We start from the raw sequence: 15,121 nt of genomic DNA on the forward strand, positions 1-15,121 counted from the left end.
AGCGACCGGCACAATGGACACGTGAACTGGGACAAGGGCAGTGGCGGTGGAGCCGGTGGGAGTGGAGTCAATCTGCCGGCGCTGCGCAGCCACAACGCGGCGCTGGTGCTGGACCTGCTGCGCACCGCCGGCGAGGGCGGCGTCAGCCGCCTGGAGCTGGCGGAGCGGACCGGCCTCACCCCGCAGGCCGTCAGCAAGATCACCGCTCGGCTGCGGGCGGAGGGCCTGGCGGCGGAGGCGGGGCGACGCGCGTCCACGGGCGGCAAGCCGGCGACCGTGCTGCGGCTCGTCCCCTCGGCGGCGTACGCCATCGGGCTCCACCTCGACCGCGACGAGCTGACGGCCGTCCTGCTGGACCTGGCGGGCGAGCGGGTCGCGGCGCGCCGCGCGCCGCTGGACCTGGGCGCGGGCGCGGAGGCGGTCCTGGCGGCGGCCCAAGCGGAGGTTGCGGCGCTGCTGGGGGCCGGGGCTGGCGGTGGGCGTGGGCCCGCCGTCGGCGACGGCACGCCTGCGGCGCCGGGGTGCCTCCCCGGGGCCGGTGCCGAGGGTGTCCCGCCGACCGCACCGGGCGGCGCGCCCGCGGCGGCCGGGCGGCTCCCCGGGCCCGACAGCGGGCGCGGTTCCGTGTCCCCCGTCGGCGACGGTGGTACGCCCCCGGCCGCAGGGCGGCTCCCCCGGCCCGATGGCGCGGGTGTTCCCGAGGCCGCCGCCGAGGGCGGCCCGTACCCCGCCCGTCTACCCGTCCTCGGGGTCGGGGTCGCCATGCCTGGGCCCCTGGATCACCGGGCCGGGACGCCCGGGCGGGTCACCGGGTTTCCCGAGTGGGACGGGTACCCGCTGCGGGAGGAGCTGGCGCGGCGGCTCGGGTTGCCCGTCGTGCTCGACAAGGACACGAACGCCGCCGCCCTCGGCCTCGCCCTGCGCCCCGGCGGGCGCGGCTCCTTCGCCTACGTGCACCTGGGTACGGGCCTGGGCGCGGGCCTCGTCCTCGGCGGGGCGGTGCTGCGTGGCGGGCGCACCGGTGCGGGGGAGCTGGGCCACCAGACCGTCCAGCTCGACGGGCCGCGCTGCGAGTGCGGTGGGCGCGGCTGCCTGGAGGTCCTGTGCCTGGCCGCCCTGGCCCGCGGCGACCTGCCGGAGGCCGCCCGCATCCTCGGCACCGGCGCCGCCAACCTGGTCCGGCTCCTCGACATCGACCGCGTCCTCCTCGGCGGCCGCGCCGTCCTCGCCGCCCCTGCCCCCTTCGCCGCCGGCACCCGCGAGGTCCTCGCCGGCCTCGCCCTCCCGGTCGCCGTCGAGATCGCGACGGCCCCGACGACGGTCGCGGACGGCGCGGCCCACCTGATCCTGGCGCCGGTCTTCGGGAAGTAGGGCCCGGTTGCTCACCCGACCCACCACCGGTCCGAAAATACGCTGATCGGGCGGAATGGTCGCCCCGTCCGGCCCGACCCGCCGCGTCGGTACCTCACCCGCTCCACCCCCCATGGCAGCGTCGCGGGCGATCCGTACGTCCGCGAGCAGCAAAGGCTTCGGCATGACGCGACCGAGCAGTACCGCACTCGCCCTCGCCGCCCTGGGCACGGCGGCCGGGCTGTCGGTGGCGGCGCCCGCGCCCGCGGCACCTGCGGCACCCGCGCCGGTGGCGCCCGCCTGCGGGGCGGTGGGGGGCAAGGAGTTTCCGCTGGCCACCCGCATCCACGGCGGGCCGGTGGAGTATCCGGCGGGCGGGGAGCTGCGGACCTGGAGTCTGGACCTCACCAACACCACGGCCGCCCCGTGCCGTGACGTGCACCCGATCCTGGTGCTCACCGACCGGGACCGGGTGCTGCGGCCCGGGCAGATCCGGGCCGAGTTCTACGACGCGGAGGCGCGGATCTGGCGGCCGGTGGCGTTCGAGAGCACCGACCAGGCGGAGAACGTGGGCGTGTTCGAGGGGCCGGTGGCGCCGGTGGCATCAGCCGCACCGGTCGCACCGGTCGCGCCGACCAACCCGATCCCCGCCGTGCCCGCCTTCGCCGGCTTCGCGGTGCCCGCCGGCCGGACCCTGACCGTGCCCGTACGGCTCGCGTTCGGCGCCGACGCCCCGCCCGACGAGGTCACCGTCAACGCGGCCGTCGTCCAGAAGCGCGGCGACGACGGCGACTGGGTCGGCGAGTCCGGCGAGTACCGCCTGACCATCGGCCCCGCCGAAACCGAGCCCGACCCCGACCGCGATCCCCGGGCCGAACCTCAAGCCGATCCCCGCCCCACCGGCACCGCCCCCGCCGCCCCCGCCCTCCCCGCAGACCCCGAGCTCGCCAGCACCGGCCGCAAGGATTCCGCCCTCCGCCTCGCCCCCGTCGCCGCCGCCCTCCTCACCACCGGCGCGGCCGCGGTCCTCTTCACCCGCAGGGCCCGCCGCTCGCGGCGCCCCTGAGGCCCCCGCAGGCCACGCTCCGTACACCTTCCCGTTCACCCCGGTCTGCGACGATCACCGAATGAGCAACATGACCCACATGGGCAACCAGCCCGGCGCGCCCGTCCGCTCCGGGATCCCCGAGCACGGCCGCGTCCCCAAGTACTACGTGGTCAAGGCGAAAGTCGCCGAGCTCGTCGACGAGTTGGGCGAGGGCGGGCTGCTGCCCACCGAGCGCGATCTGGCCGTACGGTACGAGGTGTCCCGCGAGACCGTCCGGCAGGCGCTGCGCGAGCTGCTGCTCGAAGGGCGGCTGCGGCGGCAGGGTCGCGGCACCGTGGTCGCGGGGCCCAAGCTGGAGCAGCCGCTGTCGCTCGCCAGCTACACCGAGGGCGTGCGCCGCCAGGGCCGTACGCCCGGCCGTGCGCTCATCTCCCTCGACCGCTTCCCGTGCCCGGAGGAACTCGCGCCCGCGGTGGGCGTGGCGGCCGGCGATCCCGTGTGGCACATGGAGCGGGTGCTGCTCGCCGACGACGAGCGGGTCGGCCTGGAGAGCACGTACGTCTCCGAGGCCCGCGCCCCGCAGCTCGACACCGAGTTCGACCCGGACTCCTCCTTCTACGCCTATCTCCACGACCGCCTCGGGGTCGTCTTCGGCGACGCCGACGAGCGGATCGAGACCGTGCTCGCGACCCCGCGCGAGGCACTGCTCATCGGCACCCCGCCCGCGCTGCCGATGCTGCTGATCCAGCGCGTCTCGCGGGACGCCGACGGGCACCCCCTGGAACGGGTCCGCACCCTCTACCGCGGCGACCGGTTCAGCTTCACCGCCCACCTCGGCCGCCAGGAATAGCCGGATTTCACCCTCTTCACCCCTCCTTGAAAGTCACGAGAAGATAACGGGTCTAGGCCAAGCTTGTCGGTCCGTTCACCATCCCGTCGTCACCTCGACCGATCCAGGTCACCCGTCACCCCGACCGTGAACGGCATGAAGGTGATCGTCGTAGGAGCAGGCGTGGTGGGTGCCATGCACGCCTGGCAGGCAGTCGAACGCGGCCATGAGGTCGTCCACATCGAGCGCGAGGCGGAGGCGCGCGGAGCATCCCTCCGCAACTTCGGCCAGATCTGGGTCAGCGGGCGCGCGGCCGGGGAGGAGCTGGACACCGCGCTGCGCGCCCGCGAACTCTGGGAGGAGATCGGCGCGCGCGTCCCGAAGCTCGGCTTCCGGGCGATCGGGTCCCTCACCCCCGTCCGCGGCGCGCTCGAACTCGCCGTCGCCGAGGCCGCCGTGGCCCGCGACGACGCCGCCACCCGCGGCCGCAAGCTGCTCACGCCCGAGGAGACCCGGGCGGTCAACCCCGCGCTGCGCGGCAGCTTCGACGCCGCCCTGTGGTGCGAGCGGGACGCCGCCGTCGAGCCGCGCACCGCCCAACTCGCCCTCCGCGAGGCCCTGCTGGCCTCCGGCCGCTACACGTTCCTCCCCCACCGCGAGGTCCGTGAGGTCGTGGGCGCCAACAGCAATGGACACAGCTCCGTCCGTGACGACCACGGCGACACCCACACCGGCGACGCCGTCGTCCTGTGCACCGGCGCCGCGCTCTCCGGCCTCGTCCGCGAGGTCGCGGGCGACATCCCCGTACGCCGCGTCCGCCTCCAGATGATGCAGACCGACCCGCTGGGCGAGCCCCTCACCACCTCGGTCGCCGACGGAGACTCGTTCCGCTACTACCCCGCGTACGCGTCGGACGCCCTGGACGCGCTCAACGCCGGCCAGGCGCAGGACCCCACCGCCGCCGCCCACAACATGCAGCTGCTCATGGTGCAGCGCCTCGACGGCGGGCTGACCATCGGCGACACCCACGAGTACGAGCACCCCTTCGCCTTCGACACCGTCGAGGAGCCCTACGAGCACCTCACGCGCGTGGTCGAGTCCCTGCTCGGCCGCCCGCTGCCGCGCATCCGGCGCCGCTGGGCCGGCGTGTACGCGCAGTGCACCGACACCAGCCGGGTCGTCCACCGCCAGCAGGTGCGCGACGGCGTGTGGCTGGTGACCGGACCCGGCGGCCGCGGAATGACCTGCTCGCCCGCCATCGCCGAGACCACCGCGAACGAACTGGGCTGGTGACCGAGTTGAAGACTTCCCGGTTGAAGACTTCCCGGAGGAACCTCGTCGTCCTCGACATGGCGGGGACCACCGTCGCCGACGGCGGCCTCGTCGAGCAGGCCTTCAGCGCCGCCGCGACCCGCCTCGGCGAGGACCCGGCCACGATGATCGACTACGTCCGCGCCACCATGGGCGAGTCCAAGATCTCCGTCTTCTGGCACCTCTTCGGCGGCGACGAGCAGCGCGCGCGGCAGGCCAACCTCGCCTTCGAGGAGGCGTACGGCGAGCTGGTCGCCGACGGCCTGATCGCCCCGGTCCCCGGCGCCGCCGAGGCCATCGCCACGCTCAAGGAGCAGGGCCGCACGGTCGTCCTCACCACCGGGTTCGCCCGGATCACCCAGGACGCCATCCTCGACGCCCTCGGCTGGGCGGACGGCCTGGTCGACCTCACCCTCTGCCCGGCCGACGCGGGCGGCCGCGGCCGCCCGTACCCCGACATGGTGCTCGCCGCGTTCCTGCGCACCGGCGCCGTCGACGACGTCCGGCAGCTCGTGGTCGCCGGTGACACCTCGTACGACATGCTCAGCGGCGTCCGCTCCGGCGCCGGGATCGTCGCCGGCGTCCTCACCGGCGCCCACGACGAGCCCGCGCTCAAGGAGCACGGCGCCACGCACGTCCTCTCCTCCGTCGCCGAACTCCCCGCCCTGATACGGGAGTACGAGGAGCGCGAGGAGTGCGAGGAGTACGAGGCATGAGCACCCCCGCCCGCGCCACCAGCGGCATCCGCTTCGACCGGGTCTCCGTCGCGTACGGCGGCCACACCGTCCTCGACGCGCTCGACCTGACCGTCGAACCCGGCGAGGTCATGGCCCTGCTCGGCCCGTCCGGCTCCGGCAAGACCACCGCCCTGCGGGCCGTCGCCGGCTTCGTCCGGCCGGTGGCCGGGCGGGTGTTCATCGGCGACCGCGACGTCACCGACCTCCCGCCGTACCGGCGGGGGATCGGGATGGTGGTCCAGCAGTACGCGCTGTTCCCGCACATGCGGGTGGACGACAACGTCGCCTTCGGCCTCAAGGCGCAGAAGTCCCCCAGGTTCCCCAAGGCCGAGATCCCGGGGCGGGTCGCCGAGGCCCTGGAGATGACCGGGATGGCGGCCTACGCCAAGCGCTACCCGCGCGAGCTCTCCGGCGGCCAGCAGCAGCGCGTCGCCATCGCCCGCGCCCTCGCCATCCGCCCGAACGTCCTCCTCCTCGACGAGCCGCTCTCCGCGCTCGACGCACAGCTGCGTTCCGGCATGCTCGCCGAACTGGCCCGTCTGCACCGCGAGTTGCCCGACGTCTCCATCCTGTACGTCACCCACGACCAGGTCGAGGCGCTCACCCTCGCCGACCGCATCGCGGTCATGGACCGGGCCCGGCTCCAGGACTGCGGCACCCCGCAGGAGCTGTACCGCAGGCCCCGCACCGAGTTCACCGCCTCCTTCGTCGGCAACGCCAACCTGCTGCCGGTGCGGGTCGGTGAGGGCGGGGTCGTCCTCGACGGGGTCACGCTCGACGTTCCCGTCGTGGACGTGGTCCCCGGCGCGGACGCCACGCTGTGCGTGCGGCCGCACCTCGTCGGGATCGGGCCCGGGCCCAATGCCCTGCGCGGCCGGATCGCCGAGGTGCAGTGGCGGGGCGCGACGCATCGGCTGTACGTGGAGGTCGGCTCCGGCCATCGGGTGAAGGCCGACGTGCGGGAGCTCCGCGAGACCCCGGCGCTCGGTGACGAGGTCACCCTGCACTTCGCGCGCGAGGATGCCGTACTGCTCGCCGCGGGGGTGAACGATGGCTAGTCGTGGTGCGGGGGTCGTGGAGGCGCGGCGCGCGGGTGGGGTTGTGCCCACCCGACCCGCCCCTGCGGAACGTATGCCCACAACGGTTCGCGGTCGCGAGGCCCCCACCTGGCTCTGGGCCGCCCCGCCCGTCCTCGCGCTCGCCGTCGTCTTCCTCTACCCCCTCGCGCTCGTCGTCAAGGAGTCCCTGGCCCCCGGCGCGTACGCCCAGGTCTTCGCCTCCGAGTCGTTCCGGGACGCCCTGGTCACCACCGTGTGGCTGGCCGCCGCGGCCACTGCCGGCTGTCTCGTCCTCGGCTTCGTGCTCGCCCTCGTCATCGCCTTCGTGCCCTTTCCCGGCGGCAAGGCGGTGGCGAAGTTCATCGACGTCTTCCTCTCCTTCCCGTCCTTCCTCATCACGCTCGCGCTGCTGTTCCTGTACGGCACGGTCGGCATGGCCAACGGGGTGTGGACGGACGTCACCGGCGCGGCCGAGGGGCCCTTCCGGTTCCTCACCACCCCGTGGGGCGTGCTGCTCGCCGAGATCACGTACTTCACGCCGTTCGTGATGCGCCCGCTGCTCGCCGCCTTCTCCCAACTCGACACCGCACAGCTGGAGGTGGCGTCCTCGCTCGGTGCCCGCCCGCTGCGGATCGTGCGCCGGGTGATCCTGCCCGAGGCGCTCCCGGCGCTCGCCGCCGGCGGCAGTCTCGTCCTCGTCATGTGCCTCAACGAGTTCGGCATCGTGCTCTTCACCGGCGCCAAGGGCGTCACGACCCTGCCGATGCTCGTCTACGGCAAGGCCATCCTCGAGTCCGACTACGCGGCGGCCTGCGTCGTCGCCGTCGTCAACGTCCTGATCTCCGTGGGCCTCTACGCCCTCTACCGGGTGGTGAGCCGTCGTGCTGGTGCATAGCCGGGCCGGACGCTGGGGCGCCTGGGCGCTCTTCGCGGTCCTCTTCGTGCCCCTCTTCGCCCTGCCCCTCCTCGTCATCCTCGCCGCCTCCTTCTCCACCCACTGGTCCGGCGCCTTCCCCTCCGGGCCGACCACCGAGCACTACACGGCCGCCGTCCGCGGCGAATCCCTCCAGGCCCTCACCACCAGCCTGGTCACCGCGCTCACCGCGAGCCTGCTCGCGCTCACCGCCGGCACCTGGGCCGCCCTCACCGCCGCCGCCCTGCGCAGGCGGGGCCGCAGGGTGCTCGACGCGCTGTTCGTGCTGCCGGTCGCCGTGCCCTCGGTCGTCGTCGGACTCGCCGTCCTCGTCGCCTTCTCGCAGCCCCCGCTGCTCCTCAACGGCACGCGCTGGATCGTGATCCTCGCGCACACCATTCTTGTCACGGCGTTCGCCTACCAGTCGGTCTCGGCCGCCATCCTGCGTCTCGACCCGATGTACGAGCAGGCGGCGGCCAGCCTGGGCGCCCGACCCTCGTACGTACTCCTGCGGGTGCGGCTGCCGCTCCTGCTCCCGTCGCTGAACGCGGCGGCCGGCCTCTGCTTCGCCCTGTCCATGGGCGAGTTGAGCGCCACGATGATGCTCTACCCGCCGGACTGGCTGCCGCTGCCCGTGCTCATCTTCACGGCCACCGACCGCGGTTCGCTCTTCACCGGCTCGGCACTCGCCGTGGTCCTCATGGCGGCGACACTCCTGGTCCTGCTCGCCGTCTCCCGTATCCGCACCAAGGCCTCGTTCAGATAGTCCGCCCCGCAACTCACCCTGGAGAGAACGACGTTATGCGTACGAACCCCCGGTACCTCAAGCCGATCGCCGCCGTCACCGGCAGTCTCGTCCTCGCCGCGACCCTCAGCGCGTGCGGCGGTTCGATCGCCGCCGCCGACGAGAAGGTCGTCACCGTCTACAGCGCCGACGGCCTCAAGGGCGAGGCGGGCGACGGCTGGTACGACAAGGTCTTCAAGGACTTCGAGAAGCAGACCGGCATCAAGGTGAAGTACGTCGAGGGCGGCTCCGGCGAGATGGTGCAGCGCGCCGCCCGCGAGAAGACCAACACCCAGGCCGACGTCCTCGTCACCCTGCCGCCCTTCATCCAGCAGGCCGACTCCAAGGGCCTGCTCCAGGCCTACACCCCGCAGGGCGCCGACCAGGTCAGCGGCGGCGACAAGGCGGACGACGGCAAGTGGATCTCCGTCGTCAACAACTTCTTCGGCTTCGTCCACAACATGAAGGAGCTGCCGGCCGCGCCCACCACCTGGGAGCAGCTCCTCGACGCGAAGTACAGGAACAAGCTCCAGTACTCCACCCCGGGCGTCGCGGGCGACGGCACCGCGGTCCTGATCAAGGCGATGCACGACTTCGGCGGCAAGGAGCCGGCGATGGAGTACCTGAAGAAGCTCCAGGCCAACAACGTCGGCCCGTCCTCCTCCACCTCCAAGCTCGCGCCGAAGGTCGACAAGGGCGAGATCCTGGTCGCCAACGGCGATGTGCAGATGAACTTCGCGCAGTCGAAGTCCATGCCGAACCTCGGCATCTGGTTCCCGGCGAAGGAGGGCGGCAAGCCCACCACGTTCGCCCTGCCGTACGCCGCCGGCCTGGTGAACAAGGCCCCGCACACCGAGAACGGGAAGAAGCTGCTCGACTTCATGCTGAGCGAGCAGGCCCAGCGCGAGGTCAGCTCGGTCGGCGGCGGCTTCAGCGTCCGCAAGGACGTCAAGGCCACCGACGCCAACGCGATCGAGCTGGCGAAGCTGATGGACGGCGTCGAGGTCTTCGAGCCGGACTGGAACGACATCGACAAGAACCTGACGGCGTACGTGGACGCGTGGAAGTCCGCGACCGGCAGCTGAGAGTTCACCGCACGAGCCTCTTCCCGCCGCGAAATGTAGCGGAAAGATAACGGGTACGGACCAAACTTCGCATGCGCTCAACGCCCCTGAGAAATCAGGGGCGTTGTGGCGCGCCCACCCCCTCGGAGGAACCGAACATGCCGCTCACCGGCATATCCCGCCGCACCGTCCTCGCCGCCGCCGGCGCCACCGCGGCCGTCGCCGCCACCGGCCTGGCCGCGGACCTCGCGACCGCCCCCGCGGCCCAGGCCGCGACCACTCCCGTACTCCCCGACGGCACCAGCACGGACAAGGTGCTCGTTGTCGGCATGGACGGCCTGCGCCACGACCGCATCGACGCCGCCAAGGCCCCGAACCTCAAGTCGCTGATGGCGAACGGCACGTACGGCCGCTCCCTGCTCTACGCCAACCCCATGGCCGGCACCCTCTCCGGCCCCGGCTGGTCCACCATCTCCACCGGCGTGTGGCCCGACAAGCACGGCGTGAAGGACAACACCTTCACCGGCCGTGCCTACGGCACCTACCCCGGCTTCCTCGCCCGCCTCAACCAGCTGCGCCCGGACCTCTCCCTCTTCGCCGCCGTCGACTGGCCCGAGCTCGACACCTACGGCACGGTCACCCCGGGCGCCGACGCCAAGCTCGTCTACGCCAACAACTACGCGGTCAACGACGCGCTGATCACCGACGCGACCGAGGACATCCTCCGCAACCAGAACCCCGACGTCGTCTTCGTCTACTTCGGCGAGACCGACGAGATCGGCCATGCCTACGGCGCGGCGAGCCAGAAGTACCTCGACGCCATCGACGTCCAGGACGCCTACCTCGGCCGCCTCCTCGCCGCGATCAAGGCCCGCCCGGCGTACGCCACCGAGCGCTGGACCGTCATCGTCGCCACCGACCACGGCCACACCGACGCCGGCGGCCACGGCGGCTCCAGCATCGAGGAGCGCCGCACCTTCGTCCTCGCCCAGGGCCCCGGCATCGCGGCCGGCGCCCGCCCGCTCGACACCCGGCTCGTCGACGTCGCCGCCACCGTCTTCCACCAGCTCGGCATCACGCCCGACCCGGCCTGGGGCCTCGACGGCAAGCCCGTCCAGGAGCGCACCACCGACCCCTTCGACACCCTCCAGTCCGCCCTCGCCGGCCGCGTCGACGAGACCGGCATCCCCACCGGCGTCCTCGGCTTCACCCACACCGCGCCCAGCGGCTGGTCCGTCATCAACAACGCCATGGGCACCGGCGGCATGACCGAATGGCGCGGCTGGTCCTTCGCGACCGACGAGTTCTGGTCCCGGACCCAGCGCGACCAGTGGCGCGAGCTGAACGTGCGCGCCCGGGGCGTGTTCGCCGTCGCCGACTCCGACGAGTGGGCGGACAAGGCGTTCTCGGGGACGTACGACTCCACCCTGGTCTCCCCGGCGTACGCGGTCACCGGCGCGAGCCGCGTCACCCTCGACTTCACGACCCTCTACCGCCAGGAGGGCGCTCAGAGCGCCCAGATCCTCGCGAGCTTCAACGGCGGCACCCCGACCGTCGTGAAGTCCTACACCGCCGACGTCCTCTCCCAGCCCCAGTCGCTCACGGTCCCGGTCCCCGCAGGGGCGGCGAACGTCAGCTTCCGCTTCCGCTACACGGGATCCAACAACTGGTACTGGGTGATCGACGGGGTCAGTATCCGCACTTCCTGACCTAGGCTGGGGGCGTCGCCACAGCGTCGTCGCGTCGCCCCCAGTACATCGCAGGTCTGTACGGCAGGAGTCCCGCACCCATGGCAGAGCGCAAGCCGATCGAATCCTGGCTCACCGACATGGACGGCGTCCTCATCCACGAGGGCGTGCCGATCCCCGGAGCCGACGCGTTCATCACGAAGCTGCGCGACACCGGGAAGCCCTTCCTCGTCCTCACCAACAACTCCATCTACACCGCCCGCGATCTGCACGCCCGCCTCGCGCGCATGGGTCTCGAAGTCCCCGTCGAGAACATCTGGACCTCGGCGCTCGCCACCGCCAAGTTCCTCGACGACCAGCGCCCCGGCGGCACCGCGTACGTCATCGGCGAGGCCGGCCTCACCACCGCGCTGCACGACATCGGTTACGTGCTCACCGACCACGACCCGGACTACGTGGTGCTCGGCGAGACCCGTACGTACTCCTTCGAGGCCATGACCAAGGCGGTCCGCCTGATCAACGCCGGCGCCCGTTTCATCTGCACGAACCCGGACGAGACCGGCCCGTCCCTCGAAGGCCCGCTGCCCGCCACCGGCTCGGTCGCCGCGCTGATCACCAAGGCGACGGGCAAGGAGCCGTACTTCGCGGGCAAGCCCAACCCGCTGATGATGCGCACCGGCCTCAACGCCATCGGCGCGCACTCCGAGACCAGCGCGATGATCGGCGACCGGATGGACACCGACATCCTGGCCGGTCTGGAGGCGGGCATGCAGACCTTCCTGGTGCTGACCGGTCTGACGACGGAGGCGGAGATCGACCGCTTCCCGTTCCGCCCGTCGAAGGTCGTGAAGTCGATCGCGGACCTGGTCGAGCGGATCTGATCGCACAAACCCCCTGGTGGGGTCCCTGCGGATGCGAACGGGGCCGAACCGGGTGACGCTGCCAGTATCAGGAGGTCACCATGCGTTCAGGTCCCATCGCTCTCCGTGCCGCCGGGGCGGCCGTGGCTCTGGTGCTCGCGCCGCCCGTCGCGGGCACCGCGCTCGCCCACGACGGCGTGCGGGCCACCGTCACCCCGGCCACCGCCGCGCCCGGCGCCGACGTCGACGTGCGCGTCACGGGATGCAAGGGCACCACCGGCGCGGCCAGGTCCCGGGCCTTCGCCGCCGACGCCGAGCTGACCGGTCGGGACGGCGGTAAGAACCCGCTGTTCGGCGACACCAGCCTGAAGCCGGGACTCGAGGACGGTACGTACAAGGTCACCGTGACCTGCGACGGCCACGACCACCCCGACGTCGGCACCGTCCAGGTCCGCCGCCACCAGGAGCCGACCCACCGGCCCACGCACCACGCGTCCCCGATCGCCCCGGTCCGCGCGGGCGGCGGCGGTACGGCCGCCTTCGCCGCGCCCGCGGCCCCCGGCGTCGCGCAGACCGCGGGCGAGGCCGGCCTCGGCACCCCGTACACCCTCCTCGGCCTCGGCATGGCGGCCGTCGCCGCCATCGCCGTCGCCGTCCGCAGCGCCCGCCGGCGCGGCGGCGCGGGCCAGGGCACGGACTGACCGGGAGCGGCCGGGTGTCCTCCGGGCGCGCGCTGACCGGCACCGCCTGGGCCGTGCTGCTGCTCGGCCTGTGGGCCTGGGGGAGGGACGCGGCCGAGGGCCCGGCGTACGGCTCCGGGCCCACCACCGGCGACATCGCCGCGGTCGGCCGCCCGCCCGGCGTCCCGCTGCCCCCGGCGCACGCCCCGCTCGACCCGGCCGAGCCGCGCCGCGTGGAGGTCCCCTCGGTCGGGATCTCCGCCCCGGTCGTCGCCCGCGGCCTGGACGGGGACGGCGCGATCGAGCCGCCGCCGTTCGAGACGCCGCAGACCGTCGGCTGGTACGGCTCCGGCACCCGCCCCGGCGCCCCCGGCGCCGCCCTCCTGGTGGGCCACGTCGACACCGAGACCCGCCCCGCCGTCTTCTACGGCCTGAGCGCGGCGCGCCCGGGCGCCACGGTGGCCGTCACCCGTTCGGACGGAAGCGTCGCGGAATTCACGATCGACGATGTACGGGTGCTGCCCAGGGACGGCTTCGACGCGCGCGCGGCGTACGGACCGCACCGGGCGGGCCGCTCCGAGCTGCGCCTGATCACCTGCGGCGGGAGCTTCGACCGGGCGGCCGGGGCGTACACGGCGAACGTGGTGGTGTCGGCATATCTGACCGGCGCGAAGGAGTCCGCGACGGAGTCCCGTACCCAGTCCCGTACCCAGTCCCGGGAGTAGACCGGGGGCCGGCCGGCGGGGCGGGAAGCGCCGGCCGCCGGCCGGTCCGGTCCTCGACCGCGGGCTCACGGGCCGCGGGAGGAGCCCGGAGCCGCTGCGGGAGGTCGGGATCCGCCCACTGTAGAGGAAACGGGAAGACGACTGAGGCCCTTCACCATCCGGTGAAGGGCCTCAGTCTTTCGCGTGCGCCGCCAGGGACTCGAACCCCGGACCCGCTGATTAAGAGTCAGCTGCTCTAACCAACTGAGCTAGCGGCGCCTGCTGACAGAGATAACTCTACAGGACCTCTGACCGTGCTCTTGACCATTTACGGTCCCGCCCGGCCTGTCGGATGGTCGTATTGAGCCTTCGATCCGTCAAAATGCGATTTGTCCGGACAGTTGAGACGATGGCGCCCGTGCAAGAGCGCGAAAAGATCTTGACGAGTGTGGAGGGGAACGCATGAGCGTGCCGGTCTTCGAAGAAATCGAGCCAGCGGCGGACTGCGGCTGCCCGGGCTGTGCCCAGCGGCGGCGGGACCTCGCACGGGGACTTCCGGTACGGGCCGGAGGCCACCCGGCGGCGCACGGCGCCCGCCGGGCCCTGGTCCTGGTGACCGCGGCGGGAGCGGTGCTCGGCGGGGGAACGGGCGCGGTGGCGGACGCGGCGGGGGATGCGGCTGACGCGGCCGGGGCGGCGGACGCGGCCGAGGTGGCCACCGTGGCTGCCGGCCCGGTCGCCGCCGGCCCGGTCGCGGACGTTTCGCAGGGTGTGGACACCCCGCAGGGCGGGCCCGGCCCGCTGCACGGCGCGGCGGGACCGGGCTCGGCGCCGTCCCCGTACGCGGCCCCGACGAGCAGTCAGATCTCGGCCGCGACCCTGCGGAAGAGCACCCGGACCGAGATCATCAACCGCGCGAAGACGTGGGTCGCGGCGGCCGTTCCGTACTCCATGGACCGCTACTGGAGCGACGGCTATCGCCAGGACTGCTCCGGCTACATCTCCATGGCCTGGAACCTCCCGTCCAACGAGTGGACCGGCAGCCTCGACCGCTTCGCCGACCGCATCGCCCGGGCCGACCTGCAGCCCGGCGACATCCTGCTGTTCCACAACCCGGTCAACCCGACGCGCGGCTCGCACGCGACGATCTTCGGCGGCTGGACCGACTACACCCACACCTCCTACATCGCGTACGAGCAGACCCCGCCGCGCACGCGGAAGCAGGCGACGCCGCTCGCGTACTGGGAGAACTCCGACAAGTACGTCGCCTACCGCTACAAGGGCGTGATCAGCGGCGGCAGCGGGAGCGCGGGGTCGGGCGCGACGACGGGGACGCCGTTCCCGGGGGCCGCGAAGTTCGGGCCCGGCGCGAACAACGCGTACGTGACGCAGCTCGGCAGGCTGCTCGTGGCGCGCGGCGGCCAGAAGTTCTACGCGGTGGGCCCCGGCCCGCGCTGGGGCGAGGCGGACCGTCGGGCGACCCAGGCCTTCCAGCAGGCCCAGGGGTGGAAGGGCGCGGAGGCGGACGGCATCCCGGGGCCGGACACCTGGGCGCTGCTCGTGACGGGCAAGGGCAAGAGCATCGGCGGCGTCGGCGGGGTTGGCGGCGTCGGCGGTTCGAGTGGTTCGAGCGGATCGAGCGCATCTGCGAACGCCTTCCCCGGGCGTGGCTACTTCCGTCTCGGCCAATCCAACGCATATGTGGAGAAGCTGGGCAAACAACTGGTGAAGCGGGGCTACGGCAAGTACTACCTGTCGGGCCCCGGTCCGCGGTGGACGGAGGCGGACCGCCGCAACGTCGAGGCCTTCCAGCGGGCCCAGGGCTGGAGCGGCGCGGCGGCCGACGGCTACCCGGGCCCGGAGACCTGGCGGCGCCTCTTCCTATGACCCCGAGAACATGAGGTGGACCGAATGACGGCATCGACCCCGACCCCGACCCCACCGGACAACGGCCCGGCCGCCACCCGCGACGCGGCCCGCACGGCCCGCCGCCTCACCGACGGCCGCCTACGCCCCGGCGGCCCGCCGGGCGAGGCCGGCGGGCCGGTGCCGGGGCTCCCGCCCGCCGGCCTGGCCCGCGCGTCCGTCCCTGGCG

At 73.1% G+C, this 15,121-nt stretch carries 14 protein-coding genes and 1 tRNA gene; 14 read left to right on the forward strand and 1 reads right to left on the reverse strand.

Annotated elements, in window-relative coordinates:
- Positions 1 to 21 precede the first annotated feature (21 nt).
- The 13 genes from AB0C73_RS15700 to AB0C73_RS15760 all read left to right on the forward strand — a co-directional run bounded on the left by AB0C73_RS15700 (position 22) and on the right by AB0C73_RS15760 (position 13,047).
- Positions 22 to 1,371 carry an ROK family transcriptional regulator gene (locus AB0C73_RS15700; RefSeq protein WP_362529602.1) on the forward strand — a complete coding sequence of 450 codons (1,350 nt, stop codon included), beginning with the start codon at positions 22 to 24 and terminating at the stop codon, positions 1,369 to 1,371.
- 163 nt (positions 1,372 to 1,534) lie between these two features.
- Complete coding sequence (locus AB0C73_RS15705) at positions 1,535 to 2,416, forward strand: hypothetical protein (protein WP_362529604.1); 882 nt, start codon at positions 1,535 to 1,537, stop codon at positions 2,414 to 2,416.
- A gap of 70 nt (positions 2,417 to 2,486) precedes the next feature.
- On the forward strand, positions 2,487 to 3,248 hold the full coding sequence (locus AB0C73_RS15710) for a GntR family transcriptional regulator (RefSeq protein WP_362529982.1): 762 nt from the start codon (positions 2,487 to 2,489) through the stop codon (positions 3,246 to 3,248).
- Positions 3,249 to 3,383: 135 nt separating this feature from the next.
- The gene (locus AB0C73_RS15715) at positions 3,384 to 4,520 is read left to right on the forward strand and encodes a TIGR03364 family FAD-dependent oxidoreductase (protein WP_362529606.1); all 1,137 of its coding nucleotides are present in this window, start codon (positions 3,384 to 3,386) and stop codon (positions 4,518 to 4,520) included.
- 20 nt (positions 4,521 to 4,540) lie between these two features.
- Positions 4,541 to 5,254 carry a phosphonatase-like hydrolase gene (locus tag AB0C73_RS15720; protein WP_362529609.1) on the forward strand — a complete coding sequence of 238 codons (714 nt, stop codon included), beginning with the start codon at positions 4,541 to 4,543 and terminating at the stop codon, positions 5,252 to 5,254.
- The gene (locus AB0C73_RS15725; protein ID WP_362529611.1) at positions 5,251 to 6,333 is read left to right on the forward strand and encodes an ABC transporter ATP-binding protein; all 1,083 of its coding nucleotides are present in this window, start codon (positions 5,251 to 5,253) and stop codon (positions 6,331 to 6,333) included. Before AB0C73_RS15720 ends, AB0C73_RS15725 begins: the two co-directional genes overlap by 4 nt.
- A gap of 73 nt (positions 6,334 to 6,406) precedes the next feature.
- The gene (locus tag AB0C73_RS15730; RefSeq protein WP_362529614.1) at positions 6,407 to 7,228 is read left to right on the forward strand and encodes a 2-aminoethylphosphonate ABC transporter permease subunit; all 822 of its coding nucleotides are present in this window, start codon (positions 6,407 to 6,409) and stop codon (positions 7,226 to 7,228) included.
- Positions 7,215 to 8,012: an ABC transporter permease subunit gene (locus AB0C73_RS15735; protein ID WP_362529617.1), complete on the forward strand. Its 798-nt coding sequence runs from the start codon at positions 7,215 to 7,217 to the stop codon at positions 8,010 to 8,012. The genes AB0C73_RS15730 and AB0C73_RS15735 overlap by 14 nt, the downstream gene beginning before the upstream one ends.
- A gap of 35 nt (positions 8,013 to 8,047) precedes the next feature.
- Positions 8,048 to 9,115, forward strand: a complete 1,068-nt coding sequence (locus AB0C73_RS15740) for a 2-aminoethylphosphonate ABC transporter substrate-binding protein (protein ID WP_362529620.1) — start codon at positions 8,048 to 8,050, stop codon at positions 9,113 to 9,115.
- A gap of 137 nt (positions 9,116 to 9,252) precedes the next feature.
- Entirely contained in the window at positions 9,253 to 10,803 is a 1,551-nt protein-coding gene (locus AB0C73_RS15745) for an alkaline phosphatase family protein (RefSeq protein ID WP_362529621.1), read from the forward strand.
- An 80-nt stretch (positions 10,804 to 10,883) separates the two neighbouring features.
- Positions 10,884 to 11,663: an HAD-IIA family hydrolase gene (locus tag AB0C73_RS15750; protein WP_362529624.1), complete on the forward strand. Its 780-nt coding sequence runs from the start codon at positions 10,884 to 10,886 to the stop codon at positions 11,661 to 11,663.
- An 80-nt stretch (positions 11,664 to 11,743) separates the two neighbouring features.
- On the forward strand, positions 11,744 to 12,343 hold the full coding sequence (locus tag AB0C73_RS15755; RefSeq protein ID WP_362529626.1) for a hypothetical protein: 600 nt from the start codon (positions 11,744 to 11,746) through the stop codon (positions 12,341 to 12,343).
- Between the two features lie 14 nt (positions 12,344 to 12,357).
- A complete protein-coding gene (locus AB0C73_RS15760) occupies positions 12,358 to 13,047 on the forward strand; it encodes a class F sortase (protein WP_362529628.1) in 690 nt (229 codons plus the stop codon).
- A gap of 184 nt (positions 13,048 to 13,231) precedes the next feature.
- Here the strand turns inward: AB0C73_RS15760 and AB0C73_RS15765 are convergent.
- Positions 13,232 to 13,305: transfer RNA gene (locus AB0C73_RS15765), tRNA-Lys, on the reverse strand.
- A 183-nt stretch (positions 13,306 to 13,488) separates the two neighbouring features.
- Between AB0C73_RS15765 and AB0C73_RS15770 the strand changes: the two genes are divergently transcribed.
- Entirely contained in the window at positions 13,489 to 14,913 is a 1,425-nt protein-coding gene (locus AB0C73_RS15770; RefSeq protein WP_362529631.1) for a peptidoglycan-binding protein, read from the forward strand.
- Positions 14,914 to 15,121: the final 208 nt, after the last annotated feature.

It is taken from the genome of Streptomyces sp. NPDC048623 (assembly GCF_040650755.1).
GTDB lineage: Bacteria > Actinomycetota > Actinomycetes > Streptomycetales > Streptomycetaceae > Streptomyces.

Coding starts and splice junctions, on each gene's coding strand:
- AB0C73_RS15750 (WP_362529624.1), top strand. CDS start 10,884: ATGGCAGAGCGCAAGCCGATCGAATCCTGGCTCACCGACATGGACGGC.
- AB0C73_RS15705 (WP_362529604.1), top strand. CDS start 1,535: ATGACGCGACCGAGCAGTACCGCACTCGCCCTCGCCGCCCTGGGCACG.
- AB0C73_RS15745 (WP_362529621.1), top strand. CDS start 9,253: ATGCCGCTCACCGGCATATCCCGCCGCACCGTCCTCGCCGCCGCCGGC.
- AB0C73_RS15725 (WP_362529611.1), top strand. CDS start 5,251: ATGAGCACCCCCGCCCGCGCCACCAGCGGCATCCGCTTCGACCGGGTC.
- AB0C73_RS15730 (WP_362529614.1), top strand. CDS start 6,407: ATGCCCACAACGGTTCGCGGTCGCGAGGCCCCCACCTGGCTCTGGGCC.
- AB0C73_RS15770 (WP_362529631.1), top strand. CDS start 13,489: ATGAGCGTGCCGGTCTTCGAAGAAATCGAGCCAGCGGCGGACTGCGGC.
- AB0C73_RS15715 (WP_362529606.1), top strand. CDS start 3,384: ATGAAGGTGATCGTCGTAGGAGCAGGCGTGGTGGGTGCCATGCACGCC.
- AB0C73_RS15755 (WP_362529626.1), top strand. CDS start 11,744: ATGCGTTCAGGTCCCATCGCTCTCCGTGCCGCCGGGGCGGCCGTGGCT.
- AB0C73_RS15710 (WP_362529982.1), top strand. CDS start 2,487: ATGACCCACATGGGCAACCAGCCCGGCGCGCCCGTCCGCTCCGGGATC.
- AB0C73_RS15740 (WP_362529620.1), top strand. CDS start 8,048: ATGCGTACGAACCCCCGGTACCTCAAGCCGATCGCCGCCGTCACCGGC.